Here is a 26,208-nt window from a genome sequence, read left to right on the forward strand (position 1 = left end):
CACGAAGACGGGATCGTTCTGCTCTGAGAGGGCTGGGGGGTGCTCTTGGAGCGGGACGATCCCGTCTTTGTCATTCCGGCCGCCGTCACGGGGGAAAGTTCCGGGCCGCCGGGGTGCTGGCACGTTCCCGCCGCCACCGCCCTGCGGGGCCGACACGCAGCCGGACCGGTGGGTGCTTCGCGGAATTTGTCAGTGCTTTGCCGTAGAGTCTCAAAGCGTGATCTTGTCATGATGGGGCACTCGCACGCCCTCAGCGGGGCGGCGGTGTGGCTGGCGGTGGCGCCGGTCCTGGTGGCACTGCCGGAGGCGCTGGGACATCCTGAGCTGGCGACGATGACGGGGCCGATCCTGACCCCGCCCGAGCTCGTCGCGGGCGCCGTGGTGTGCGCGGGCGCGGCCATGCTGCCCGATCTCGACCACCCCAGTGCCACGATCGCCCAGACGTTCGGACCGGTGACCTGGCTGCTCAGCAAGGGCGTGAACTTCGTGAGCGGCGGGCACCGCCACGCCACCCACTCGCTGCTGTTCAGCGTCCTGATGGGAGTGGGAGCGCACCTGCTCGGCGACCGCTACGCCGTCGGCCGCGACATCCTGGTCGTGCTGATGATCGGCCTGGCGATCCGCGCCGTGGGCATCGGCGTGCCCGGCAGGACGCTCACCTCCGCGATCGTGAACGTCGGCCTCACCGCGGCGCTGTTCCTCACCTTCATGACGCTCGGGGTCACCTACTCCTGGCTGGGGCTGGCCATCGGGGTCGGCTGTCTGGTGCACGTGATCGGCGACTGTCTGACCGAGCGCGGCTGTCCCGTCTTATGGCCGATCAAGGGGCGCTGGCTCCTGCCGTGGGATATCGGGATCAAGACGGGCAAGGCGTTCGAGAAGCAGTTCCTCGGCCCTGCGCTGTCGATCGTGGTGATCGCGCTGTTCTGCCTGCGGCTGATGCCCGCCTGAGCGGGGAGGCCTCGCGGCCGGCGCGTTCGCGGGAACTTCCCGGAACCGAAAAATTCACCCGTCTGCCGACGTCGGTGCGGTGGCCGTCGGCCTACCCAAGAGTAACTTGATGTCGAGATATCTTGAGGGATATCTTGATGTCGAGACATCCTCCGAGCCGCACAGGTTAGGGCAACCTAATTGTCAGGAGTGTCCCGTGCGTGCGGGAGGATGCAGACGATACCTGTGACAAGCCCGGAACCCTGGGGAGGCGAACTTCGTGTCCGCGAACAGCTTCGGCAGCCGTGACACGCTGCGCGTCGGTGACGCGTCATACGAGATCTACCGGCTGGACGCCGTCGAGGGGTCGGCGCGCCTCCCGTACAGCCTCAAGATCCTGCTGGAGAACCTGCTCCGCACCGAGGACGGCGCGAACATCACCGCCGACCACATCCGCGCCATCGCGGGCTGGGACCCGAACGCCCAGCCGAGCGTCGAGATCCAGTTCACCCCCGCGCGCGTGATCATGCAGGACTTCACCGGCGTGCCCTGCGTCGTCGACCTCGCCACGATGCGCGAGGCCGTACGCGACCTGGGCGGCGACGCGGCGAAGATCAACCCGCTCGCGCCGGCCGAGATGGTCATCGACCACTCGGTCATCGTGGACTTCTTCGGCCACCCCGACTCCTTCCAGCGCAACGTCGAGCGGGAGTACGAGCGCAACCGCGAGCGCTACCAGTTCCTGCGCTGGGGCCAGACGGCGTTCGACGAGTTCAAGGTCGTCCCGCCGGGCACCGGCATCGTCCACCAGGTCAACATCGAGCACCTGGCCCGCGTGGTCATGACCCGCGACGGCAAGGCGTACCCGGACACCTGCGTGGGCACCGACTCCCACACCACGATGGAGAACGGCATCGGCGTCCTCGGCTGGGGCGTCGGAGGCATCGAGGCCGAGGCCGCGATGCTCGGCCAGCCGATCTCGATGCTGATCCCGCGGGTGGTCGGCTTCAAGCTGACCGGCAAGCTGCCGGCCGGCGCCACCGCGACCGACCTCGTGCTCACGATCACCGAGATGCTGCGCAAGCACGGCGTGGTCGGCAAGTTCGTGGAGTTCTACGGCGAGGGCGTCTCCAGCGTGCCGCTGGCCAACCGCGCCACGATCGGCAACATGAGCCCCGAGTTCGGCTCCACCTGCGCCATCTTCCCGATCGACGGCCAGACCGTCGACTACCTCAAGCTCACCGGCCGCTCGCCGGAGCAGGTCGCGCTGGTCGAGGCGTACGCCAAGGAGCAGGGCCTGTGGCTCGACCCCTCGGCGCCCGAGCCCGCCTTCAGCGAGTACATCGAGCTCGACCTGTCGACCGTCGTCCCGTCGATCGCCGGGCCCAAGCGCCCGCAGGACCGCATCCCGCTGGCCGACGCCAAGTCGGCCTGGCGCGCGGCGGTGCGGGACTACGTCGCGGATGACTGCATCCAGGGCCCCGCCGACGAGGCGTCCGCCGAGTCGTTCCCGGCCTCCGACTCTCCGGCGATCTCCCACAGCGGGGCGGGCGACGTGCCGCACGCCGTCCGCCGCAACGGGGAGCGGCCGCACCGGCCCACGCCGGTCACGCTGTCGGACGGCACGTCCTTCGAGATCGACCACGGTGTCGTCACGATCGCGGCGATCACGTCCTGCACGAACACCTCCAACCCGTACGTCATGCTCGGCGCGGCCCTGCTGGCGAAGAACGCGGTGGACAAGGGCCTGTCGCGCAAGCCGTGGGTGAAGACCTCGCTCGCCCCGGGCAGCCAGGTCGTCACCGGCTACTTCGAGCGGTCGGGTCTCCAGCCCTACCTGGACAAGCTGGGCTTCAACCTCGTCGGTTACGGCTGCACCACCTGCATCGGCAACTCCGGCCCGCTTGAGCCGGAGATCTCCGCCGCGATCCAGGACAGCGACCTCGCGGTCACCGCCGTGCTGTCGGGCAACCGCAACTTCGAGGGCCGGATCAACCCCGACGTCAAGATGAACTACCTGGCCTCGCCGCCGCTCGTGGTGGCGTACGCGCTGGCCGGGTCGATGGACGTCGACCTGAACAACGAGCCGCTCGGTGTCGGCACCGACGGGCAGCCGGTCTTCCTCAAGGACATCTGGCCGTCGCCCGAGGAGGTCGCGACGGTGGTGTCGGAGTCGATCAGTCAGGACATGTTCAAGCGTGACTACGCCGACGTGTTCAAGGGCGACGAGCATTGGCAGTCGCTGCCGATCCCGACCGGCGACACCTTCGAGTGGGACCCGGAGTCGACGTACGTCCGTAAGGCGCCGTACTTCGACGGCATGCCGGCCAAGCCCGAGCCGGTCACGGACATCCGGGGCGCCAGGGTCCTGGCCAAGCTGGGCGACTCGGTCACCACCGACCACATCTCGCCGGCGGGCTCGATCAAGGCCGACACCCCGGCGGGCCGCTACCTGCGCGAGCACGGCGTCGAGGTCAGGGACTTCAACTCGTACGGCTCCCGCCGCGGCAACCACGAGGTGATGATCCGCGGCACCTTCGCCAACATCCGGCTGCGCAACCTGCTGCTGGACGGCGTGGAGGGCGGCTACACCCGCGACTTCACGGCGGGCGGGGAGCAGGCGTTCATCTACGACGCGTCGCAGAACTACCAGGCCGCCGGCATCCCGCTGGTCGTCCTGGCCGGCAAGGAGTACGGCTCGGGGTCGTCGCGCGACTGGGCGGCCAAGGGCACCGCGCTGCTCGGCGTGCGCGCCGTCATCGCCGAGTCGTACGAGCGCATCCACCGGTCGAACCTGATCGGCATGGGCGTACTGCCGCTGCAGTTCCCCGAGGGTGAGAGCGCCGGCTCGCTGGGCCTGACCGGCGAGGAGACCTTCGACATCGTGGGCGTCGAGGAGCTCAACACCGGCTCGACCCCCGCCACCGTCACCGTGCGGGCCGGGGACGTCGAGTTCCAGGCCGTGGTGCGGATCGACACGCCCGGCGAGGCGGACTACTACCGCCACGGCGGCATCATGCAGTACGTCCTGCGCTCCCTGCTCGCCAAGAGCTGAGCGCGCATCCTCATCGGACACGACGCCGTCCTGGACGGGATCTCGGTCCCGTCCAGGACGGGCGGCCCCCGTTGGGCCGAGGCGTGAAGAGTGGCCCGGGGAAGGCAGGCAATCCGCGCCACGCGGCACGAGCACCTCACGCTTCCGTCCTGCGGGCATGGGAGCCGCTCAAGCGGCTCGCCTACGCCCTGATGAGATGGCTCAGGACGACGCGCATCTTCTCGAGCGTCGGCTCCTCCACCCAGCCGATCCTCCTGGTCAGTCGCCGCACGGAGATGGCGCGGAACTGCTCCACCATCGCCCAGCTCTGCTTCTCCAAACCCGTGCCGGGTGCGATCTCGACATGGCTGGGCCAGCCGCGCTCGGTGGTGGTCAGCGGCACGGTGAAAACCAAGCCCATCCGCACGTCGTTGATCGCGCGGCCGCTCATGACCACCACTGGTCGCGGCCCGCCCTGCTCTCGGCCCGTCGGTTGACCGTAGTCGGCCAGCCAGAGGTCACCGAGGGTTATCCGCATCATCCTCCTTCGGGGGCAGGTGGGAGGACCAGTCCTCCGGCTCGAGTCCGTCTGGAGCGGCCCGGTCGAAGGCGGCGGTCTCCGCCAGGTGATCGGCCCAGCCCTCGGGGTCCTCGCGCCGGGTCCGTTCGACCGCTGCTCGCATCTCTTCCCAGAACTTCTTGTGTTCGTACTCGGCGACGGCGTCGTCGATCACTGCTGTCATGGGTCTGCCTTCCTGTTTGGCGATCGCCGCGAGTTTGTCGCGAGTAAGAGTGCTGACCCGGATCGTCGTGTGGCGTTGCTCGCTCCCCATACCGCGAGGCTACGATCCTGTCTACAAAAAGCGCTATGGCGATGTCGCCACGTGGGAGTCTACGAAGGCCCCGATTACTCTCGCAACATATTTCAGTTACTGACGGTGATTGTCCGAGTTCTCGGGCCCGATAACCGGTTGCCGGGCGGAACCGGGGCACCGCTAGGGTCCGGCCCATGGATCACGACGTGGCGTTGCTGCTCCTCGCGGGAGTGGCCGTCTTCACCGGGGCGGTCGTGCAGGGCGGGGTGGGGTTCGGTCTGGGCCTGGTCGCGGCACCCCTGATCACGCTGCTCGATCCCTCGGTCATGCCGGGGGCGGTCCAGGTCGTCAACATGGCGATGCCGCTGTTCACCCTGGCCAGGGAGTGGCGCAGGGCCGAGTGGCGGGGAGCGGGGTGGGCCCTGCTGGGGCGGCTGCCGGGAAGCGCGATCGGCGCCCTCGTGGTCGTTTACGTGAGCACGGCGACGCTCGGCGTGCTGGTCGGCGTGATGGTGCTGATCGCGGTCGTGCTGACGGCCCGCGCCGTGTCCGTGCCGCGCAACGGCGCGACGCTCACGGCGGCCGGGTTCCTGTCGGGGATCACCGGCACGGCCACCGGGATCGGCGGCCCGCCGATCGCCCTGGTCTACCAGAGCGCACGCGGCCCGCAGATCCGGGCGACACTGGCCATGTTCTTCTGCGTGAGCGCCGCGCAGTCGCTCGTCATCCTCGCGCTCCTCGGCAGGCTCCCGGGGCGCGCCCTGGCCGCGGGGGCGGCGCTCGTGCCCTTCGTCCTGCTCGGCTTCGCGGCCTCGGGGCCGCTGCGCCGCTACCTCGACGGCGGGCGGCTGCGTACGGCCGTCCTGACCGTCGCCGCCGTCTCCGCCTGCGCGCTGCTCGGGCAGAGCCTCGCGCACTGAGCGCGCCTCCTGTGCCCGATCGCCGGACGGCACGCGGCCGCCGGCGGGCTCCGGCGGTCCGCCGAGCCTGGTCGGCAGGGTAGTCTTCCCCGGCCGGAGGGACCGGCGAGGGCGACGCGCCCGCCCGGCGCGATGTCCGGCGACAGGTCGCGCACGACCTCACGGCCCCCGGCGCGGCAGCTGAGCGACCGGCGGGACAGAACGGGCGGAGGCGTCGCCGGCCCCCGCGTCGCGGGCCCCTCCGCCGTACGCGCGAGCGTCTCCGCCGGCGGTGGGCGCACCGGGGTCACGAACGTGTCACGATCATCCGTCGAGCCGGGCGCGACGGAGCGCGGCCGATGTTGATCGTACGTTTCTTCATTGTTACCGCGAACAACAAACGTTACCGTCCTGTGTCTTTCACCACCTGGGCTTTGGGCTTACGTTGTCTCAAACAACATTCCCTGGAGCGGTGAACGCCGTGACCCGGCCCCTGCCGTACCGGGTGGCCAAGGTGCCTACAGCCCACGAGATCTGCCCAGACGGCGGGAAGGGGCACCGGCTCGGCCGCACCCCCTCATAGACCCCCAGTCAAAGAAAGGACCCACGCATCATGCGCAAGGGGATCCTCAGCATCGGCGCCGCCGCCGCGGCGCTCACCCTCGGTCTCACCGCCTGCGGGGGCGAGAGCGGTGACACCTCCGCGGAGTCCAGCGGCGCCCCCTCGGCCGCCGCCGGCAACGCCAAGCCCGGCAAGATCGGCGTCATCCTGCCGGACAGCAAGTCCTCCGCCCGGTGGGAGACCGCCGACCGCAAGTACCTCCAGGAGGCGTTCGACGCCGCGGGCGTGCAGTCGGACATCCAGAACGCCCAGGGCGACAAGACCGCGTTCCAGACGATCGCGGACCAGATGATCACCAACGGCGCGACCGTCCTGATGATCGTCAACCTGGACAGCGGCACCGGCAAGGCCGTGCTGGACAAGGCCAAGTCGCAGGGCGTCGCGACGATCGACTACGACCGCCTCACGCTCGGCGGCAGCGCCTCCTACTACGTGTCGTTCGACAACACGGCGGTCGGCAAGCTGCAGGGCGAGGGCCTGGTCAAGTGCCTGACCGACAAGAAGGCCGACAAGCCGATCGTCGCCGAGCTGAACGGCTCGCCGACCGACAACAACGCGACGCTGTTCAAGCAGGGCTACGACGGCGTGCTGCAGCCGAAGTACGACTCCGGCGACTACAAGAAGGGCCCGGACCAGTCGGTTCCGGACTGGGACAACACCCAGGCCGGCACGATCTTCGAGCAGATGCTGACCCAGGAGCCGAAGATCGCCGGTGTCCTCGCCGCCAACGACGGCCTCGGCAACGCCGCGATCTCGGTGCTGAAGAAGCAGAAGCTGAACGGCAAGGTCCCGGTCACCGGCCAGGACGCCACCGTGCAGGGCCTGCAGAACATCCTCGCCGGCGACCAGTGCATGACGGTCTACAAGGCCATCAAGAAGGAGGCCGACGCGGCCGCGCAGCTCGCGGTCTCGCTGGCCAAGGGCGAGCAGCCGCAGGCGAGCGGCACGGTCAAGGACACCGAGGGCAACCGCGACGTCCCGTCCGTGCTGCTGGAGCCCCAGGCCATCTTCTTTGACAACGTCAAGGACGTCGTGGCCGACGGCTTCGTGAGCAAGGACGAGCTGTGCACCGGCGAGTTCGCCGACAAGTGCACCGAGGCCGGCATCAGCTAAGCACATCCATCCACCGGGTGCGTACGGCGACGCGGACCCCCTGAGCGGGCGACGTGCTGAGCCGCGACGAGCACCGTGCGGGGCGCACTGTCATGAAGACACGGTCCCGAGACGACCTGTCCCGGAAGGACAGTGCGCCCCGCACCGCCCGGAGCGACGAGAGGCGGCCCGGAGAACGGCGCCGTACCGGCCCCATCGATCTACGGAGTAGCCCATCGTGTCCCAGGGACCGATCCTGGAACTGCGCGGCATCAACAAGAGCTTCGGCCCCGTGCAGGTCCTTCACGACGTCGCCTTCTCGGCCTACCCGGGCGAGGTGACAGCACTCGTCGGCGACAACGGCGCCGGCAAGTCGACGCTGGTCAAGTGCATCGGCGGCATCCACCCGATCGACTCGGGCGAGTACTTCTTCGATGGCGAGCGGGTCCACGTGAGCGGGCCGAGGGACGCGGCGGCGCTGGGCGTCGAGATCGTCTACCAGGACCTCGCCCTCTGCGACAACCTCGACATCGTGCAGAACATGTTCCTCGGCCGGGAGCGCCGCAGCGGTCTGGTGCTGGACGAGGACACGATGGAGGAGATGGCGGCCAAGACCCTGGCCGGCCTGTCGGTCCGCACCGTCAAGTCGCTGCGCCAGCACGTCTCCAGCCTGTCCGGCGGTCAGCGGCAGACCGTGGCGATCGCCAAGGCCGTGCTCTGGAACAGCAAGGTCGTCATCCTCGACGAGCCGACCGCCGCCCTCGGCGTCGCGCAGACCGCGCAGGTGCTCGAACTGGTCCGCCGCCTGGCCGACAAGGGTCTCGCGGTGGTGCTCATCTCCCACAACATGAACGACGTCTTCGCCGTGTCCGACCGGATCGCGGCGCTGTACCTGGGACGGATGGCGGCCCAGGTCAAGGCATCCGAAGTGACCCACGCGCAGATCGTGGAACTGATCACCTCCGGGCGCAGCGGGGAGCTCGGGCTCAAGAACGGCAACGGAGCGGCATCATGACAACCGAAACGCTCCCCAAGCAGGAGAACGCCGAGTCCTCGCTCGGTGTGCACGTCAAGGGCTACCTCGAGCGGATCAAGGGCGGTGAGCTGGGGGCGCTTCCCGCGGTCTTCGGCCTCGTCATCCTCTGCGTGGTCTTCTCGGTTCTGCGCCCCGCCTTCCTGTCGGCGGTCAACTTCGCCAACCTCTTCACCCAGGGCGCGGCGGTCGCCGTCATCGCCATGGGCCTGATCTTCGTGCTCCTCCTGGGTGAGATCGACCTGTCCGCCGGTTTCGCGAGCGGCGTCTGCGCGGCGGTGCTCGCCGTGCTGCTCACCCTGCAGGGCTGGCCCTGGTATCTCGCGGTCCTGGCCGCGATGGTCACCGGCGCGGTCATCGGCCTGGTGCTCGGGTCGCTGGTGGCCAAGCTCGGCATCCCGTCCTTCGTGGTCACGCTGGCCGCGTTCCTGGCCTTCCAGGGCGTCGTCCTGCTGCTGGTGAAGGACGGCACCAACATCTCGATCCGCGACGAGACGATCCTCGCGATCGCCAACAAGAACGTCCCGCCCGCGGCCGGCTGGGCCGCGCTGGCCGTGGGCGTCATCGCGTACGCCGCCATCCAGCTCGTGCAGGCCCGCCGCCGCGCGGCACGCGGCCTGGTCGCCACCCCGATCGCGGTCATCGCCGCCCGGGTCGTGACGCTCGCCGTGGTCGCCGGGTTCGCGGTGTACGTGCTCAACGTGGAGCGCAGCCGCAACGCGGCGCTCGTGTCGCTCAAGGGCGTGCCGATCGTCGTCCCGCTGATCGTGATCCTGCTGATCGTCTGGACCTTCGTGCTGCGGCGCACGGCGTACGGCCGGCACATCTACGCGGTCGGCGGCAACGCCGAGGCCGCCCGCCGGGCCGGCATCAACGTGGACCGCATCCGCATCTCCGCCTTCGTCATCTGCTCCTTCATGGCCTCGCTCGGCGGCATCATCGCGGCGTCGCGGGCCAACTCGGTCGACCCCAACACCGGCGGCAGCAACGTGCTGCTGTTCGCGGTGGGCGCGGCCGTCATCGGCGGCACCAGCCTCTTCGGCGGCAAGGGCCGGGCGCTCGACGCGCTGCTCGGCGGCGCGGTGGTCGCGGTCATCGAGAACGGCATGGGCCTCATGGGTTACAGCGCCGGCGTCAAGTTCGTCGTGACCGGCTCAGTGCTCCTGCTCGCCGCGGGCGTGGACGCGCTGTCGAGGAAGCGCGCGGCGGCGACCGGCAGAAGATGACGTGATCGGGACCGATAAGGTGATCTCCGCCCCCTGACCTGGTCAGGTTCCCCCCGACCCCACGAAATCCGAGGCTGCCCCGATGATGCGCGCCGGTCCCTCACAGGAGGAGATCCGCAAGCACAACCTCGGGACGCTGCTGCGGCACGTCCATCTCGGAGGGCCGACCTCACGGGCCGAGCTGACCTCGCTGATGGGGTTGAACCGGAGCACCATCATGGCGCTCACGGCGGACCTGACGGCGGCCGGCCTCGTCAGGGAGGAACTGCCCAAGGACACCGGCCGGGCGGGGCGGCCGTCGCTGGTCGTCCGCCCGGAGACGGCCCGCGTCTACGTCCTCGCCTTCGAGGTCGGAGTCGACCGGCTGGCCGCCGCGCGCATCGGCCTCGGCGGTGTGATCCTCGACCGCCGGGAGGCCGTGCGGGCGCGCGGGCCGTTCGACATGGCGCAGGTCGTGGGGACGCTGGCGGGCTTCGCCCGGCAGATGCGGCGCAGGACGCGCGAGGACACGATCTGCGTCGGCGCGGCGGCGGCGGTCTCCGGGGTGGTCCGCGCCTCCGACGGCGTGGTCAGGATCGGGCCGAACATCGGCGCGTTCGAGGTGCCGCTGGGGGAGGAGCTGACCAAGCGGCTCGCGCTCGGGCTGCCCGTGGCGGTGGGCAACGAGGCCAACCTCGGCGCGCTCGCCGAGCACACCCGCGGGATCGGCGCGGGCTGCCGCGACCTGATCTACCTGCACGGCGACGTGGGCATCGGCGGCGGGATCATCGTGAACGGCCAGCTTCTCGGGGGGTACGGCGGGTACGGCGGCGAGGTGGGCCACATGGTGGTCAACCCCGACGGCCGCCCGTGCGCCTGCGGCTCGCGCGGCTGCCTGGAGGCCGAGGTGGGGGAGCCGGCCCTGATGGAGCACGCCGGCCGGTACGGCGAGATGATCGGCAGGGACGCGGTCCGCGCCGTCGTCGACGCGGCCGACCGGGGCGACGTGATGGCTCAGGAGGCCCTCGCCCACGTGGGCAACTGGCTCGGGCTCGGCGTGGCCACCCTGGTGAACGTCTTCAACCCCGAGATGGTCGTCTTCGGCGGCATCCTGCGGGAGATCTATCTGGGCTCGGCCGCCCAGGTGCGCAGCCGGATCGCCACCGGCACCCTGCGCGCGACGCGGGAGCAGGTGCGGCTGCGCACCTCGGCCCTGGGCGACGACGCGACGCTGATGGGGGCCGCCGAGCTGGCCTTCGCCCAGGTGCTCGCCGACCCCCTCGAAGCGCTGTCCCGAGTGGCCCCGGCCCCCTTCGGCGGCTAGGCGACCTTGGAGGCGGGGGCGGAGAAGGTGTCGCAGGCCTTCGGGCCGCGACCCGACCAGCCGCGCGTGAGCCAGTAGCGGATGTTGCGCGTCTTGCCGTGCCACATGTCGCCTTCGACCTCCTCGAGCTGCTCGTCCCAGTCGTGCCGGTCGCGGCCGAGCGAGTTCCAGACGCTGCGGACGAAGGCTCCGGAGAAGCAGTCGGCCTGCAGCTCGATGCGGCGGTTGAGGTCGTAGGCCCGCTTCCCGCTCAGCGTGCGGAACCGCCGCTCGAACTCGGCCAGGATGCCGGCGCGGTCCTGCGCGTGGTGGCCGTACTCGTGGGCGACGATCGTGAAGAGATCGAACCCCATGCGGTCCGACAGCTCCTCCTTGGACAGCATGATCCACATCGTCGTGTTCGCGGGGCAGTACAGGGCCGCGGCGTAGCTCGCCACGAATTGGCCGCAGCCCGTGTACACGCTCTTCGTGATGTAACGCACCTTGGGCGGGGAGAACCGCAGTCCGGCCTCCCGGAACCTCTCGCGCCAGGTCCGGTCGAGGCAGCCGAGCAGGTCGTCCAGGTAGGCCCGGTAGGAGTCGAGGTCGTCGGCCCACCGGGCCGGCTCGGTGCACTCCGAGGATCCGAAGGCGCCCGTGGCGTAGAGCGGGTTCCTCGTCAGCGCTCCCGCGCCGGTGGGCATGGGCCGCGCCGAGGCGCCGGAGGCGCCCGCCGTGCCGGTGAGGGACAGGGCTCCCGCCACCGCCGCGACCATGACGGCGGCCGCCCGGAGGCTTATGCGAATCATCAGTGGGCATCCCAAGCGGACAGAGAGATAGTCAGGAATGTGGCGAATCGCCCGAATATCCGGTAACGCGGACTTTCCTTCTAGGGGATCATGAGGGTAGGGCAGGAGGCGGCGACGGGTAAAGCGGAATCGATGTCGGCGCCGGGAAGGTCTTGTGGAGGTTCGGTGCAACCCCTGATACCCCCGCACCTTCCTCGAACTAGACTCGATCCGTTCGATGGCGAGCGGGAAGGATGAGCGGTGGGGATTCTGGAGACGATCAAGGACCCGCTCGACGTGAAGCGTCTTGAGGCCGGGGAGTTGCCCGCGCTGGCGGCGGAGATCCGCGATCTGCTGGTCTCCACAGTCGCGAGGAACGCAGGCCACCTCGGGCCCAACCTCGGCGTCGTCGAGCTGACCATCGCCCTCCACAGGGTCTTCGACTCGCCGCGCGACCCGATCCTGTTCGACACCGGCCACCAGTCGTACGTGCACAAGCTGCTGACCGGGCGGGCCGGCCAGTTCGGCACGCTGCGGCAGGAGGGCGGCCTGTCGGGGTACCCCAGCCGGGCCGAGTCGGAGCACGACTTCATCGAGAACTCGCACGCCTCCACCGTCCTGTCGTACGCCGACGGGCTGGCCAAGGCGCTCGTACTGCGCGGCGACGCGGACCATACGGTGGTCGGGGTGATCGGCGACGGCGCGCTGACCGGCGGCATGGCCTGGGAGGCGCTGAACAACATCGCCGGGCGCAAGGACCTGCCGCTGATCATCGTGGTCAACGACAACGGCCGCTCCTACTCGCCGACGATCGGCGGCCTCGCCTCCCATCTGTCGTCCCTGCGGATGAGCCAGGGCTACGAGCACGTGCTCGAACTGGTGAAGAACAACCTCGGCCGGGTGCCCGTGGTCGGCGCGCCGCTGTACGACACGCTGCACGGCATCAAGAAGGGCCTGAAGGACATCCTGACCCCGCAGGTCATGTTCGAGGACCTCGGGCTGAAATACGTCGGCCCGATCGACGGCCACGACGAGGGCGCGGTGGAGGCCGCGCTGCGCCGCGCCAGGGGCTTCCGCGGGCCCGTCATCGTCCACGTGCTCACCCGCAAGGGCAACGGCTACACGCACGCGGAGAACCACGACGAGGACTGCTTCCACTCGCCGCAGCCCTTCGACATCGAGACCGGCGAGGAGCGGCCCAAGCCGCACAGCTGGACCAACGTGTTCAGCGACGAGATGGTCAAGGTCGGCGCCGAGCGGAAGGACGTCGTCGCGATCACCGCGGCGATGCTCCACCCCACCGGCCTGGCGGCGTTCGCCGAGGCGTACCCGGACCGCATCTACGACGTGGGCATCGCCGAGCAGCACGCCCTGACCAGTGCCGCGGGGCTCGCGATGGGCGGTCTTCACCCGGTCGTGGCGGTCTACGCGACCTTCCTCAACCGGGCCTTCGACCAGCTCCTGATGGACGTGGCGCTGCACCGGCAGCCGGTCACCGTCGTGCTCGACCGGGCCGGGGTCACCGGCGACGACGGGCCGAGCCACAACGGCATGTGGGACCTGTCGATCCTCCAGGTGATCCCCGGGCTGTCGGTCGCCGCCCCTCGCGACGGCGCGCGGCTGCGCGAGCTGCTGGCCGAGGCGGTCGCGATCGAGGACGGCCCGTCGGTGATCCGTTTCCCCAAGGGTGCCCTGCCCAAGGACGTGGAGGCCGTCGGCAAGCTCGGCGAGATGGACGTGCTCCGCACCGGCGACGCCGACGTGCTGCTGGTCGCGGTCGGCCCGATGGCCGAGGTCTGCATGGAGGCCGCCACCCTCCTCGACGCGCAGGGCATCTCGGCCACCGTGGTGGACCCGCGCTGGGTGAAGCCGCTGGACGAGGCTCTGGTGCTGGCCGCCGCCGCGCACAAGCTGGTCGTCGTGGTGGAGGACAACGGCCGGGTCGGCGGCGTGGGCGACGCCGTGGCGCGCCTGCTGCGCGACGCCGACGTGGACGTGCCGGTGCGGACCTACGGCATCCCCCAGCGCTTCCTCGACCACGCCAAGCGGGTCAAGATCCTCTCCGAGATCGGCCTGACCGGGCAGGACCTCGCCCGTCAGATCACCGAGGCCGTGGCGCGCAGGTCGCAGGTGATGGAGAGCCATCCGGCGCGGCTCGTGCAGCCCACGGATTGATAACCAGGAGTAATACCGGTGTGACCGGGAAGTCTGCAGGTCATCGACGTGATGAGGAGCCTGCGGATGAGCCTTTTCCGGACGAAGCCGGTCGAACAGTCGATTGAGGATGCCGAAGGCGGCGAGCATCGGCTCAGACGCAGCCTGAGCGCGCTCGATCTCACCGTCTTCGGCATCGGCGTCATCGTGGGCACCGGCATCTTCGTGCTGACCGGCGTGGCGGCGCGTAACACGGCCGGTCCGGCCGTCGCGATCTCCTTCGTGGTCGCCGGAATCGTGTGCGCGCTCGCCGCACTGTGCTACGCCGAGTTCGCCGCCACGGTCCCGGTCGCCGGCTCGGCCTACACCTACGCGTACGCCACGATCGGCGAGTTCCCGGCCTGGATCATCGGCTGGGACCTGATGCTGGAGCTGGCGCTGGGGGCGGCGGTGGTCGCCTCGGGCTGGTCGGGCTACTTCGCCTCGCTGCTGAAGAACTTCGGGATCTACCTGCCGTCGTCCATCGCCGGGGACGAGGCCGTGTTCAACATCCCGGCGGCGCTGATCGTGATCGTGCTGACCGGGGTGCTGGTGGCCGGGATCAAGATGTCGGCCCGGTTCAACGGCGCCATGGTGGCGGTCAAGCTGGCCGTCGTGCTGCTCGTGATCATCGCCGGGATGTTCTTCATCAAGGGGGCCAACTACCGGCCGTTCGTCCCGCCGTCCCACCACATGGCCGCAGGGGAGGGCATGAAGGCCCCCCTCATCCAGGTGCTGTTCGGCGTGGAGCCGGTCGCGTACGGCGTCTTCGGCGTCTTCACCGCCGCCGCCCTGGTGTTCTTCGCCTACATCGGCTTCGACGTCGTGGCGACCGCGGCCGAGGAGACCCGCCGCCCGCAGCGCGACCTGCCCATCGGGATCATCGCCTCGCTGGTCGTCTGCACGATCCTCTACGTGGCGGTCTCGCTCGTGGTCGTCGGCATGCAGCACTACTCGGAGCTCAGCGCGTCGGCCCCGCTCGCCGACGCGTTCCGGTCGGTGGGCCAGCCCTGGATGGCGACGCTGATCAGCGTCGGAGCCATCGCCGGGCTCACCACCGTCGTGATGATCCTCATGCTGGGCCAGAGCCGGGTGCTGTTCGCGATGTGCCGGGACAGCCTGCTGCCCAGGTCCCTCGCCAAGGTCCACCCGACGTTCCGCACGCCGTACCGGATCACGATCGTCATCGGCGCCGCCACCGCGCTGCTCGCCGCGCTGATCCCGCTGAGCGCCATCGCGGAGCTGGTGAACATCGGCACGCTGTTCGCGTTCGTGATCGTCGCGATGGCGGTGGTGGTGCTGCGCAGGACCCGCCCCGACCTGCCCCGCTCCTTCCGCACGCCGTTCGTGCCGGTGGTGCCGATCCTGTCGGTGCTGGCCTCGGCCTACCTGATGCTCAACCTGCCCGTGGAGACCTGGATCCGGTTCTTCGCGTGGATGGTCGTCGGCGCCGTCGTCTACTTCCTGTACGGCCGCCGCCGCAGCAGGGTGGCCGCTACAACCCCTGGGGAAGCAGTCCTCGAACGGTGAGCACGGCGCCGACGGCGGCCAGCAGCGCGCCGCTCGCGCCCAGCAGCAGGCGATAGCCGCGGGGGGTCAGCCGATGCCGGCCGGCCCCCACGGCCCCCGCCAGCGCCACCTTGGAGCCCACCAGGACCAGATAGAACCCGCCCACGAAGACCAGCGCGTACGCCGGGGCGTGATCCCACGCGGAGACGAAGATCGGTGAGCCCACCGCGATCCAGAACAGCCAGGGGTGCGGGTTGAGCAGGTTCACCACCACGCCCCGCAGGACCTCCCGGGCCGAGGAGGGCGCGTCCTCGCCGGGGCGGGGCGGCAGGGCCGTACGGGCCTCGCGCAGCGTCTCCACGCCCAGGTACACGACGTAGAGCCCGCCTCCGACCGACAGCACGCGCAGGAGCACCGGCGGCAGCGCCCCGACCGCCGTCACGGCGAGCAGCACCACGGGCAGGTCGGACAGCAAGGGCACGCAGGCCAGGCGCACTCCCGAGCGGAACCCGCCGCGCAGGCTCGCCGTGATGACGAGCGTCAGCAGCGCGCCCGGCGTGACTCCCGCCCCCAGACCGAGGCTGAGCCCCATCAGCAGTTCCGTCACGCCGGTAACCTCCCGTTTCGTCCGCACGAGAGGCTATCGTCGGCCGGTCAGGGCGAGCACGCGGCCCGCCTTGGGCGAACCTCCGGTCCCGGCCGGCCTCTGACGAGTGTTCCGGGACGGACCCGGCCGATTCAGCGAGGCGTCAGTTGCTGGGCGCGGTGGACACGGTTGACCTCGATGAGCCGGTCGAGGGCGTCGCGGGCCTCGGCGAGTTCGTCGATGTGCCGGCTGATCCGGTCCCGCTCCTGGACCAGCCGCTCGAACGCCTCGTCGGAGTTCTGCTCGCTCGGCGTGTCGACACAGGGGAGCACTTCGGCGATCGTCCGGCTGGAGAGCCCCGCGCCGTACATGCGCTGGATGAGCCGTACGCGCTCGACCTCGTCGTCGGTGTAGTGGCGCTGACCGCTGAGGCTGCGCGTGCTGGTCAGCAGGCCCTGCTCCTCGTAGTAGCGCAGGGAACGGACGCTCACCCCGGCCCGCGCCGCCAGCTCGCCGATCCGCATCGTCGTGCCTCCTGTCGAAAACTCGGCTCAAACACTTGCATCTGACGTCAATGTCAGGTCTTAGCGTAGTCGCGTGTCCAGCCGGCGGACGCGACCATCCGCAGGAACGTCTGGAAAGGGCACGTAGGAATGACGACCCTTTTCGACCGCTACCGGCTCGGTTCGCTGACCCTGCCCAACCGTGTGGTGATGGCCCCGATGACCCGGGTCCGTGCGGCCGTGGGCGGCCTGGCGACACCGTCGATGGCGGCTTACTACGCCCAGCGCGGCACCGCCGGGCTCATCGTGACCGAGGGGGTGCAGCCGAGCCTCGTGGGGCACTCCAATCCGGGCACCCCGGGGCTGCACACCGACGAGCAGGTCGCGTCGTCGGCGGCCGGTCACCGACGCCGTCCACGCCAACGGCGGCCGCGTCTTCGCCCAGATCATGCACGGGTGCCGCGTCTCCCACCCCGACACCACGGGGATGCGGCCCGTGGGCCCCTCGGCCGTCGCCGCCCCCGGCGAGGTGTTCACCCCGTCGGGGCCCAAGCCGGCGCCCGTGCCGAGAGCGCTGGAGACCGCCGAGGTGCCCGAGCACGCCCTGTCCTACGCGCGGGCCGCCGTGCGAGCCGTCGACGCCGGCTTCGACGGCGTGGAACTGCACGGCGCGAACGGATATCTCATCTCCCAGTTCCTGTCGAGCACCGCCAACCTGCGCACCGACGCGTACGGCGGGTCGATCGCGGGCCGCATCCGCTTCGCCGTGGAGGCGGTGACGGCGACCGTGAAGGCGGTGGGCGGCGACCGCACGGGCATCCGGCTCTCGCCGGGCGCGGGCTTCTGGGGCGCGGAGGAGAGCGACGTCCCCGAGCTGTACGGCGCGCTGCTCGCCGAGCTGGCTCCCCTGGACCTGGCCTACATTCACCTTGAGGCCACCACGGACGAGGACGTGCTGGTCGAACTGCGCAAGGCCTGGCCCGGCACGCTCATCGTCAACCCGGTCCTCCCGATGGGTCCCCGGAAGGCGGACAAGGCCGCGGCCGATCACTGGCTGGGGCTCGGCGCCGACCTGATCAGCTTCGGCCGCGCGTTCATCGCCAATCCCGACCTGGTGGAGCGGCTGCGCCAGGGGCTTCCCGTCGCGCCGGACGACGTGTCCACCTGGTATCAGGGCGGCGATGCGGGCTACCTCACCTACCCCGCCTACCGGCACGCGGCCTGACCGCGTACGGACCGCAGCGAGCCGCCCCGCCGATGTGGCGTGGCGGCTCGGTGTTCCGGTTCGGAGCTTCCGGAGGTGGGTCACCCTAACCCCGGAAGCGGTAGAGCGCGTTCCCCCGTTCCAGCAATTCGAACGACAGGCGGATCCCGGTGATCCGCTCCATCAGGACGAAGGCATGGATGCGCCAGTCGTCCAGCGTCTGCTCGCCTGGCACGAGGCCTCTTTCGACGTCGGCGTATCTCCCGTGCAGATCGAACAGGCCGCCGAGGTGTTCTTCGATGGGGGCCGTGTCGCCCCGGATGTCGCCGCCGTAGTCGAACATGCACCGCCTGCGGCCTTCGCGGGCGTAGTACAACCTGCCCCGATAAAGCATCCGGCTGCCTGTCAGGCAAATGGCTTCGCCGCCGGAGGAGAGCCGGTCGAGCGCATCGAGACCACGATCGCGTCCACCGTGAGGAACCAGGGCGGCTCCCCGGCCAAGAGCAGGAACCTTGGCAGCATGTCCCTCTCAAGGTCCTCATGCGACTCATCGATCAGGTCTTGCAGGTCGCTCACGATGACATCGACCACATGCTGGTGCGGGGCCCGGGGCGGGTTCGCGGTCTCGTGGTTCGCGGGTCCGTGGCGGAAGGCTCGAGCGGAAGGCGCGGACGGACCGCCCGGCGCGGGCCGTGTCGGCTCGGGCCGGGCGGGCCATGCGGGTCAGGCCGGTACGGACGCCACGCCGGGCTCCAGGAAGCGGGAGCCGGTGACCTCCTCGGAGATGCCCGTACGGTCGAGGTAGGGCGTGATGCCGCCGGTGTGGAACGGCCAGCCCGCGCCGAGGATCATGCACAGGTCGATGTCCTGCGGCGCGGCGACCACGCCCTCGTCGAGCATGAGCCTGATCTCCTGGGCGAGGGCCCGCAGCGCGCGCAGCCGCACATCCTCCGCCGCCGAGGGGGACGAGCCGCCCTCGAACAGGGTCCGCACCTCCGGGTCGATCTGGAAGTCCGGGCCGTACATGCCCGGCTTGCCCGCGGCGACCAGCTTGGCGAGGTTCTCCGAGACGCCGAACCGGTCCGGGAACGCCGCGCGCATGGTCTCGGCGACGTGCAGCGCGACGGCCGGGCCGACGAGCTGGAGGAGTGCGAACGGCGTCATCGGCAGGCCGAGCGAGTCGAGCGCGTGGTCGGCGACCTCCAGCGGGGTGCCCTCGTCGGCCGCCGCCGTGACCTCGCCCATGAACCGCGTCAGCAGCCGGTTGACGACGAACGCGGGCGCGTCCTTGACCAGCACGCACGACTTCTTCAGCGTCTTGCCGACCGCGAACGCCGTGGCCAGCGTCGCGTCGTCGGTGGCGGCGCCCCGGACGATCTCCAGCAGCGGCAGCACCGCGACCGGGTTGAAGAAGTGGAAGCCCACGACCCGCTCGGGGTGGCGCAGGCCGGCCGCCATGTCGGTGACCGACAGCGACGAGGTGTTGGTGGCGAGCACGCAGGTGCCGGAGACGACCTCCTCCACCTCGGCGAAGACCTTCTGCTTCACGCCGAGGTCCTCGAACACCGCCTCGATCACGAAGTCGGCGTCGGCGAAGGCGTCCTTGGTCAGCGACCCGGTCACCAGGCCCTTCAGCCGGTTGGCCTGGTCGGCGGAGATCCGGCCCTTGCCCAGCAGCTTGTCGACCTCGGCGTGGACGTAGCCGACGCCCTTGTCGAGCCGGGCCTGGTCGAGGTCGGTGAGCACGACCGGGACCTCCAGGCGGCGGGCGAACAGCAGCGCGAGCTGCGAGGCCATCAGCCCGGCGCCCACCACGCCGACCTTGGTGACCGGGCGGGCGAGCGACCTGTCCGGCGCGCCGGCCGGCCGCTTGGCCCGGCGCTGCACCAGGTCGAAGGCGTACAGCCCGGCCCGCAGCTCGTCGCTCATGAGCAGGTCGGCCAGCGCCTCGTCCTCCGCGGCGAAGCCCTCGTCGCGCGACGCCGTACGGGCCAGGGCCACGAGGTCGAGCGCCCGGTACGGCGCGGGGGAGGCCCCCCGCAGCTTGAGGTCCACGAGGGTCCTGGCCTGGTCGATCACCGGGGCCCAGTCCTCGGCGGTGTGGTCGGTCCGCTCGACGGTCACCTCGCCGCGCAGCACCTGGGCGGCCCACCGCAGCGACTCCTCGACGAAGTCGGCGGGCTCGAACATCGCGTCGGCGATGCCGAGGGCGTACGCGTCACGGCCCTTGATCATGCGGTTCTGCGACAGCGGGTTCTCGATGACGAGCTTGAGCGCCTTCTCCGGGCCGATCAGGCGGGGGAGCAGCTGGGTGCCGCCCCACCCGGGCACCAGGCCGAGGAAGCACTCCGGCAGCGCGATCGCCGGGACGCCGGACGACACGGTGCGGTAGGTGCAGTGCAGGGCGATCTCCAGCCCGCCGCCCATCGCCGCGCCGTTGACGAACGCGAACGACGGCACGTCCAGCTCGCCGAGACGGCGGAACACGTGGTGGCCGAGCCGCCCGATGGCGAGCGCCTCCTCGCGGGAGGACACCGCCGCCGCGCCCTTGAGGTCGGCCCCGACGGCGAAGATGAACGGCTTGCCGACGACGCCGACGGCCGCGAGATCGGAGCGCGCGGCGATCGCGTCCAGCGCGTCGTTCAGCGCGAGCAGGCCGTGCGGGCCGAAGGTGTTCGGCTTGGTGTGGTCGAGGCCGTTGTCGAGCGTGATCAGGGCCATCGTGCCCGCGCCGTACGGAAGCTCGACGTCGCGCACGAGCGCCTTGGTGACGACCTCGTCGGCGTTCTTGCCCTCCAGGAGGGCCCTGCTGGTGTCGAGGGTGCTCATGACAGGTTCTCCCAGATGACGGTGCCGCCCATGCCCATGCCGACGCACATCGTGGTGATCCCGTAGCGGACGTCGGGACGCTCGGCGAACTCGCGCGAGAGCTGCGTCATCAGCCGGACGCCCGACGAGGCCAGCGGGTGGCCGAACGCGATCGCGCCGCCGTACGGGTTGACGCGCGGGTCGTCGTCGGCGATGCCGAAGTGCTCCAGGAAGGCCAGCACCTGGACGGCGAACGCCTCGTTGATCTCGAACAGGCCGATGTCGTCGACGGACAGCCCGGCCAGGCGCAGCGCGCGCTCGGTGGAGGGGATCGGCCCGATGCCCATCACCTCGGGGTCCACGCCGGCGAAGGCGTAGGACACCAGCCGCATGCGCGGGGTCAGGCCCAGCTCCCGGGCCACGTCCTCGGCGGCCACGATGCAGCCGGTCGCGCCGTCGTTGATGCCGGAGGCGTTGCCCGCCGTGACTCGTCCGTGCGCGCGGAACGGCGTCTTGAGCGTGCGCAGGCCCTCAAGCGTCGTGCCGGGGCGCGGCGCCTCGTCCACGGTGGCCAGGCCCCAGCCCTCGGCGGCCTTGCGGGCGGCCATCGGCACCAGGTCGCGCTGGATCCTGCCGTCGGCGTACGCCTTGGCGACCTTCTCCTGGGAGGCGACGGCGAAGGCGTCGGCGCGCTCCTTGGTGATGGACGGGTAGCGGTCGTGCAGGTTCTCCGCGGTCATGCCCATGACCAGCGCCGAGCCGTCCACGAGCTGCTCGGACAGGAACCGGGGGTTGGGGTCCACCCCTTCGCCCATGGGGTGGCGGCCCATGTGCTCGACGCCGCCGGCGATGGCCACGTCGTACGCGCCGAAGGAGATGCCGCCCGCCACCGTGGTCACGGCGGTCATCGCGCCGGCGCACATGCGGTCGATCGCGTAGCCGGGGACCGACTTCGGCAGACCGGCGAGCACCGCCGCGGACCTGCCGATGGTCAGGCCCTGGTCGCCGATCTGGGTGGTGGCCGCGATGGCCACCTCGTCCACCCGCTCCGGGGGGAGGCCGGGGTTGCGCCGCATCAGCTCGCGGATGACACGGACTACCAGGTCGTCGGCACGCGTCTCGGCGTACAGGCCCTTCGGGCCCGACTTGCCGAAAGGCGTCCGAACGCCGTCGACGAAGACGACTTCACGGGACGCAGGCACGGGGTTCGCTCCTACTTGTCGGTAGCTTCCGGCTCTCTATGCTACTGGTCGGTAACCGGTCCTGGGATCAGTGGGCCCACCGCGCTTGTGAGTGATCGTTAACAGGGCGGCAACTGGGATGAATTAGTACAGGTCCCCGGTGGCGATCTCATTCGGGATGCAACCCCTCAAATCCCAAGAATCACTCCTCTAGCTCTCGCTAGCGGATTTCTTGGGGCATTGCACTCGGAGAAGAACTTCATGCCCTCCCCTGTGCGCGCCTGGACCAAGGCGCTCGCCGCGGCCGTCACGGCCGCGACCCTGTCCACCCCCCTTCTCGCGGGAACCGCGTACGCCGCCCCGCCCGGCTCGATCGGCTCGTCCGGCGAGGACGGCGCCTGGACCGTCGAACCCGTCGGCGGCGGCCACCGGGTCACCCTCCACCTGAACAAGCCGCTGCCGGTCCGCGACGCCGTCCCCGAGCTCGCGGCGGACGGCCGCTCGCTCGGCCCGGCCGAGGAGTCGCCCGACGGCATGACGCTGACCCTCGTCACCCCTGACCCCGCCGTCGCCACGGCGTCATCCGTCGACGTGGCCTGGAACGGCGAGGCTCCCGAGGCCGCCGCGGCGGCCGCCGGCAGGACCGCGCCCCCGCCCGGCAATCCGCCCGCCGATCCGCCCGGCAAGCCCGGTAAGCCCGGCAACCCCCCGAGCCCGCCCGGCAAGCCGGATCCCGCGCCGGTCGACCCCGCCACTCCCGGCCCGTACGCCGTGACCCACGACGAGTACGACCTCGGCGACACCGCCATCACCCTGGAGGGCCTCGGCGGCCGCCCGGCCGAGATCCGGGCGAAGGTCTACCTGCCGGACGGCGCCCGCGGCAAGCGCCCGCTGGTCGTCTTCCTGCACGGCCGCCACTCGGCCTGCTACAACCCGACGGCCTGGACGTCGTCCAACACGCAGTGGCCCTGCCCGGCGGGGCAGCAGCCGATCGCCAGCTACCAGGGCTACGACGGCCCCGCCGACGTGCTCGCGAGCAACGGGTACGTCGTCGTGTCGGTGAGCGCCAACGGCGTCAACGCCGCCGACAACCCCTACAGCGAGGACCGGGGCGCGCTGGCCCGGGGCGAGGTCGTCATGCGGCACCTCGACCTGCTCGCCGACGCCGACCGGGGTGTGGGCGACGCGAAGCTCGTCAGCCTGTTCAAGGGCCGCCTCGACATGGCCGACGTCGGCCTGATGGGTCACTCGCGTGGAGGCGAGGGCGTCGTCAAGGCAGCGCTGATGAACGCGGGCCGGGCCAAGCCGTACGGGATCAGGGCGGTGCTCCCGCTCGCGCCGACGGACTTCGCGCGGGCGACCCTGCCCGGCACGCCGATGGCCGTCATCCTGCCCTACTGCGACGGGGACGTCTCCAACCAGCAGGGCCAGCACTTCTACGACGACTCCCGATACGCCGAGGACGACGACCCGGCCTTCCGCTCCTCGCTGATGGTCATGGGCGCCGACCACAACTTCTTCAACACCGAGTGGACCCCGGGCGTGGCGCACGCGCCCGCGTCCGACGACTGGTCCAACCGCAACGACCCGGTCTGCGGCGGCACCGCGCCGTCGCGGCTGACCGCCGCCGAGCAGTACGCCGTCGGCACCGCGTACATCGCGGGGTTCTTCCGCCTCGTCCAGGGCGGCGAGCAGGGTCTGCTGCCGCTGTTCGACGGCAGTGGCGGCGCCGCCGCCTCCGCCGGAAGGGCCGTCGTGCACGCCGTCGCCCAGGCGCCCGCCGGCAAGCGCTTCGACGTGGCCTCCTTCACGTCGCTCGCGCCGTCCACGCGGGTCACCGGCTCGGCCGCCGCGGCCGTCTGCGCCGGAATGCTCGACCGCTCGCCGCAGAGCGGCCTGCCGTCCTGCGCCTCCACGCTGACCACCTCGCAGGCGCCGTCCTGGACGCCCGCGACGTACGCGAACAACGTCGCCTCGACACCGGTGCTGCGGTTCTCCTGGAGCGACCCCACGGGCACGGTGACGGTGCCGCTCGACAAGCGGGACCAGAACGTCTCCCGCTATGACGCGCTCACCTTCCGCACCGCCAGGGACGAGACGGCGACCGGCGACGTGGACCTCGCGGTCGAGATCCTCGACAAGCACGGCGCGTCCCGCACGGTCAAGGTGTCCGAGGTCAGCGACGCGCTCACGGCGTTCCCCGGCACGGCCTCGCCGCTGCCCAAGACCTGGCTGCGCACGGTACGCGTCCCGCTGAGCTCGCTCACCGGCGTCAAGCCGCAGCAGATCAGCGAGATCCGGATCTCGGGTGCGACTCAGGCGGGCGCGGTCTACCTCGCCGACGTCGCGTTCACCACGGACGCCGCGGGTGAGGCCCGCACCGACAGGCTGCCGCAGGTGTCGGTGGAGGGCGCCACGGTGGACGAGGGCGACGGCCCGGGCACGGCCACGATGACGGTGCGGCTGTCGAAGAAAAGCCCCACGCCGGTGACGGTCCAGATCCAGACGATCGCGACCGGGGACGCCCCGGTGATCGGCTCGGCGGCGCAGGAGGTCGTCATCCCGGCCGGGTCCCCGCAGGCGACCTTCCAGGTGCCCGTCAACGGCGACACCGCGGTGGCGTCCGCGCCGCAGTCCTACCAGGTGGTCGCCTCGGTGCCGGTCAACGCGACGATCGGGAACGGCTTCGCCCGGCTCGTCGTGACCGACGACGACGCGGTCTGATCACAACGGCTCCCGGAGGCGCGAGGGCCGCGCCTCCGGGAGCTTCCGCCTGTTCCATCCGTCCCTCACCGGCAGGACACGGAAGGGCTCAGCCGGCGTCGGCCACGGGTGTGCAGGGCTTGACGGGCGAGCCGGCCTTGGCCAGCCAGGCGCCGAGCCTCCAGGGCCGCCGCGCGTCCTGGTTGTCGCGGAACTCCAGCACGAGCGTCTCGCCCGGCCGGATGAACTCCGGACGGATTCTGATCTCACGGACATCGACCACCTGGGTGGCCGCGAACGAGCGCCACTGTTCCACGCCCTTCCGCAGCTGCGCCTCCGTATGGCCCCGCGACCCGTACGAGGGGTCCGCGCCCTCGAACCGGGAGTCCGCACACCGCGTGTGCGGCGCCAGGAACGACACGTCGGCCGTGACCCCGGCCGTCAGCAGATCGGCCCGCAGTCCCTCGGGGTCGCGCATCTCGTTGAGCGCCACCGTGATCGTGCCGTCGGGGTTCTCGGTCACCGCGTACGCCGGGGTCCCGCCGCCGGCGACCAGCGGTGCGGTTACGGCCGCCGCCGCGACGCCGGCCGCGACCAGCAGCCGAGGGGCGGTGACGACCCGTCGCCTGGAGGTGGTGAGGGCGGGCCGGGCCTGCATCCCGTCCAGCAGCCGCCGCCTGGCCCCGGCGAGGTCGTCCCGCGAGGCTGCCGGAACGTTCTGCCACATGCCGGTGAGCGCGTTCATTGCCAATCTCCCTCTGGTAAATCCTGGCGCATCTGGTTGCGGGCGCGGTTGAGCCGCGAGGCGACGGTGCCCGGGGGGATCGCGAGCGCGTCGGCGACCTCCTGGTAGCTCAGCCCGGCCCAGGCGACGAGCAGCAGCACGTCGCGGTCGGCCCGGTTGAGCCGCAGCAGGGCGCGCGCCAGCGGCCGGTTGACGGCCAGGGTGTTGACTCCGTCCTCCACCTGCGCGCCCGGTATCTCCCCCGGGTGCATGCCGCTGCGGAGGTACGCGCGGTAGAGGCTGGTCTCGGCGCGCCGCCGTTTCCCGATCATGTTCGAGGCGATGCCGTACAGCCATGGGCGGGCGTCGGGGCGGCCCCGGTCGTAGTCGCCCCGGTTCTGGAAGGCGGCCAGAAAGGTGTCGGCCACGACGTCCTCCGCGTCGCTGGGTCCCAGCCGCCTGGTCACGTAGCGGTGGAGGAGCGGTGCGTGCCGGTCGAACAGGACGGCGAAGACCTCCGGCTCGTGCAGCGATCTCTCGATGAGGGTCGCATCATCCGCCGCGACGACTTCGCGGGTGGTAGTCATGCATTTCGGCCTTTCCTGGCGTATGCGGTCACCTGTACTTACCGAGCCAGGGCGAAATGCTTCATTTCTTCAATTGCTGGTCGTACGCGCCGGTCAGGTCTCCGGGGAGAGGAACTCCAGGCGGTTGCCGACGTTGTCGTGGGCGTAGAAGCGGCGATGGCCCGGGAAGTGCGGGTCCCAGGAGACCTCGACGCCGGCGGCCGCCAGGCGCGCGGCGAGGTCGTCGAGGCCGGTCACCAGGATGCCCGGGTGCGCCTTGCGCGCGGGGCGGAAGTCCTCCTCCACGCCGAGGTGGATCTCCAGGGCGCCGGCCCGCACCCACAGGCCCCCGCGTGCGGCGAGCGCGGGGGGCTTGCCGATCTCGGTCATCCCGAGCACGTCCACGTAGAAGGCGCGGCAGTCGTCCTCCGCCCCGGCCGGGATGGCGAGCTGGACGTGGTGCAACCGGTAGCCGAAGGGAGACTCCGCGTCCCGGCCGTCGCCCCGCAT

At 70.7% G+C, this 26,208-nt stretch carries 22 protein-coding genes and 1 pseudogene; 11 read left to right on the forward strand and 12 right to left on the reverse strand.

Features of this window, described 5'->3' with window-relative positions; all coding sequences use genetic code 11:
* Positions 1-231: 231 nt before the first annotated feature.
* Positions 232-951 (forward strand): metal-dependent hydrolase, encoded by a 720-nt coding sequence (locus BXA11_RS12565; RefSeq protein ID WP_231513698.1) that lies wholly within the window; start codon positions 232-234, stop codon positions 949-951.
* 259 nt (positions 952-1,210) lie between these two features.
* On the forward strand, positions 1,211-3,985 hold the full coding sequence (locus BXA11_RS12570; protein ID WP_076434653.1) for an aconitate hydratase: 2,775 nt from the start codon (positions 1,211-1,213) through the stop codon (positions 3,983-3,985).
* Between the two features lie 181 nt (positions 3,986-4,166).
* Here BXA11_RS12570 and BXA11_RS12575 read toward each other — a convergent pair whose 3' ends face one another.
* Positions 4,167-4,502: a type II toxin-antitoxin system PemK/MazF family toxin gene (locus BXA11_RS12575; protein WP_204053635.1), complete on the reverse strand. Its 336-nt coding sequence runs from the start codon at positions 4,500-4,502 to the stop codon at positions 4,167-4,169.
* Positions 4,483-4,797, reverse strand: coding sequence for a hypothetical protein (locus tag BXA11_RS12580; protein ID WP_143734224.1), 315 nt, complete (start codon positions 4,795-4,797; stop codon positions 4,483-4,485). Before BXA11_RS12580 ends, BXA11_RS12575 begins: the two co-directional genes overlap by 20 nt.
* Before the next feature lie 176 nt (positions 4,798-4,973).
* Here BXA11_RS12580 and BXA11_RS12585 point away from each other — a divergent pair, with 176 nt between their 5' ends.
* The 5 genes from BXA11_RS12585 to BXA11_RS12605 all read left to right on the forward strand — a co-directional run bounded on the left by BXA11_RS12585 (position 4,974) and on the right by BXA11_RS12605 (position 10,954).
* Positions 4,974-5,699: a sulfite exporter TauE/SafE family protein gene (locus tag BXA11_RS12585; protein ID WP_076434656.1), complete on the forward strand. Its 726-nt coding sequence runs from the start codon at positions 4,974-4,976 to the stop codon at positions 5,697-5,699.
* A gap of 592 nt (positions 5,700-6,291) precedes the next feature.
* A complete protein-coding gene (locus BXA11_RS12590; RefSeq protein ID WP_076434657.1) occupies positions 6,292-7,413 on the forward strand; it encodes a sugar ABC transporter substrate-binding protein in 1,122 nt (373 codons plus the stop codon).
* Positions 7,414-7,630: 217 nt separating this feature from the next.
* Positions 7,631-8,407, forward strand: a complete 777-nt coding sequence (locus BXA11_RS12595; protein ID WP_030505450.1) for an ATP-binding cassette domain-containing protein — start codon at positions 7,631-7,633, stop codon at positions 8,405-8,407.
* Positions 8,404-9,651, forward strand: a complete 1,248-nt coding sequence (locus BXA11_RS12600; RefSeq protein ID WP_030505449.1) for a sugar ABC transporter permease — start codon at positions 8,404-8,406, stop codon at positions 9,649-9,651. Before BXA11_RS12595 ends, BXA11_RS12600 begins: the two co-directional genes overlap by 4 nt.
* 82 nt (positions 9,652-9,733) lie before the next feature.
* Entirely contained in the window at positions 9,734-10,954 is a 1,221-nt protein-coding gene (locus tag BXA11_RS12605; protein WP_083744183.1) for an ROK family transcriptional regulator, read from the forward strand.
* Here the strand turns inward: BXA11_RS12605 and BXA11_RS12610 are convergent.
* Complete coding sequence (locus BXA11_RS12610) at positions 10,951-11,742, reverse strand: neutral zinc metallopeptidase (RefSeq protein ID WP_083744184.1); 792 nt, start codon at positions 11,740-11,742, stop codon at positions 10,951-10,953. The genes BXA11_RS12605 and BXA11_RS12610 overlap by 4 nt on opposite strands.
* Positions 11,743-11,982: 240 nt before the next feature.
* Here BXA11_RS12610 and dxs point away from each other — a divergent pair, with 240 nt between their 5' ends.
* On the forward strand, positions 11,983-13,896 hold the full coding sequence (dxs, locus tag BXA11_RS12615) for a 1-deoxy-D-xylulose-5-phosphate synthase (protein WP_076434659.1): 1,914 nt from the start codon (positions 11,983-11,985) through the stop codon (positions 13,894-13,896).
* Between the two features lie 66 nt (positions 13,897-13,962).
* Positions 13,963-15,444, forward strand: a complete 1,482-nt coding sequence (locus BXA11_RS12620; protein WP_076434660.1) for an amino acid permease — start codon at positions 13,963-13,965, stop codon at positions 15,442-15,444.
* On the opposite strand, the gene BXA11_RS12625 is transcribed toward BXA11_RS12620, so the two are convergent.
* The gene (locus tag BXA11_RS12625) at positions 15,410-16,030 is read right to left on the reverse strand and encodes a LysE family translocator (protein ID WP_083744185.1); all 621 of its coding nucleotides are present in this window, start codon (positions 16,028-16,030) and stop codon (positions 15,410-15,412) included. The two genes, BXA11_RS12620 and BXA11_RS12625, sit on opposite strands and share 35 nt — an antisense overlap.
* Before the next feature lie 131 nt (positions 16,031-16,161).
* Positions 16,162-16,533 (reverse strand): MerR family transcriptional regulator, encoded by a 372-nt coding sequence (locus BXA11_RS12630; protein ID WP_030505443.1) that lies wholly within the window; start codon positions 16,531-16,533, stop codon positions 16,162-16,164.
* Positions 16,534-16,662: 129 nt separating this feature from the next.
* On the opposite strand from BXA11_RS12630, the pseudogene BXA11_RS12635 reads away from it, so the two are divergent.
* Positions 16,663-17,737, forward strand: a pseudogene (locus tag BXA11_RS12635) (alkene reductase).
* 85 nt (positions 17,738-17,822) lie between these two features.
* Here BXA11_RS12635 and BXA11_RS12640 read toward each other — a convergent pair.
* The 4 genes from BXA11_RS12640 to BXA11_RS12655 form a co-directional block, all read right to left on the reverse strand.
* Positions 17,823-18,059, reverse strand: coding sequence for a hypothetical protein (locus BXA11_RS12640; RefSeq protein WP_076434661.1), 237 nt, complete (start codon positions 18,057-18,059; stop codon positions 17,823-17,825).
* Between the two features lie 62 nt (positions 18,060-18,121).
* Positions 18,122-18,292: a hypothetical protein gene (locus BXA11_RS43090; protein ID WP_159454772.1), complete on the reverse strand. Its 171-nt coding sequence runs from the start codon at positions 18,290-18,292 to the stop codon at positions 18,122-18,124.
* A 147-nt stretch (positions 18,293-18,439) separates the two neighbouring features.
* Positions 18,440-20,545: a 3-hydroxyacyl-CoA dehydrogenase NAD-binding domain-containing protein gene (locus BXA11_RS12650; RefSeq protein WP_076434663.1), complete on the reverse strand. Its 2,106-nt coding sequence runs from the start codon at positions 20,543-20,545 to the stop codon at positions 18,440-18,442.
* On the reverse strand, positions 20,542-21,726 hold the full coding sequence (locus BXA11_RS12655; protein ID WP_076434664.1) for a thiolase family protein: 1,185 nt from the start codon (positions 21,724-21,726) through the stop codon (positions 20,542-20,544). Before BXA11_RS12655 ends, BXA11_RS12650 begins: the two co-directional genes overlap by 4 nt.
* Before the next feature lie 240 nt (positions 21,727-21,966).
* Between BXA11_RS12655 and BXA11_RS12660 the strand changes: the two genes are divergently transcribed.
* The gene (locus BXA11_RS12660) at positions 21,967-24,429 is read left to right on the forward strand and encodes an alpha/beta hydrolase (protein WP_143734225.1); all 2,463 of its coding nucleotides are present in this window, start codon (positions 21,967-21,969) and stop codon (positions 24,427-24,429) included.
* Between the two features lie 88 nt (positions 24,430-24,517).
* Here BXA11_RS12660 and BXA11_RS12665 read toward each other — a convergent pair whose 3' ends face one another.
* The 3 genes from BXA11_RS12665 to BXA11_RS12675 form a co-directional block, all read right to left on the reverse strand.
* On the reverse strand, positions 24,518-25,153 hold the full coding sequence (locus BXA11_RS12665) for a hypothetical protein (RefSeq protein WP_076434666.1): 636 nt from the start codon (positions 25,151-25,153) through the stop codon (positions 24,518-24,520).
* The gene (locus BXA11_RS12670; RefSeq protein WP_076434667.1) at positions 25,150-25,719 is read right to left on the reverse strand and encodes an RNA polymerase sigma factor; all 570 of its coding nucleotides are present in this window, start codon (positions 25,717-25,719) and stop codon (positions 25,150-25,152) included. Before BXA11_RS12670 ends, BXA11_RS12665 begins: the two co-directional genes overlap by 4 nt.
* Positions 25,720-25,812: 93 nt before the next feature.
* Positions 25,813-26,208 (reverse strand): VOC family protein, encoded by a 396-nt coding sequence (locus BXA11_RS12675; RefSeq protein WP_076434668.1) that lies wholly within the window; start codon positions 26,206-26,208, stop codon positions 25,813-25,815.

It is taken from the genome of Microbispora rosea, from assembly GCF_900156315.1.
In the GTDB taxonomy this organism is placed as follows: Bacteria; Actinomycetota; Actinomycetes; order Streptosporangiales; family Streptosporangiaceae; genus Microbispora; species Microbispora rosea.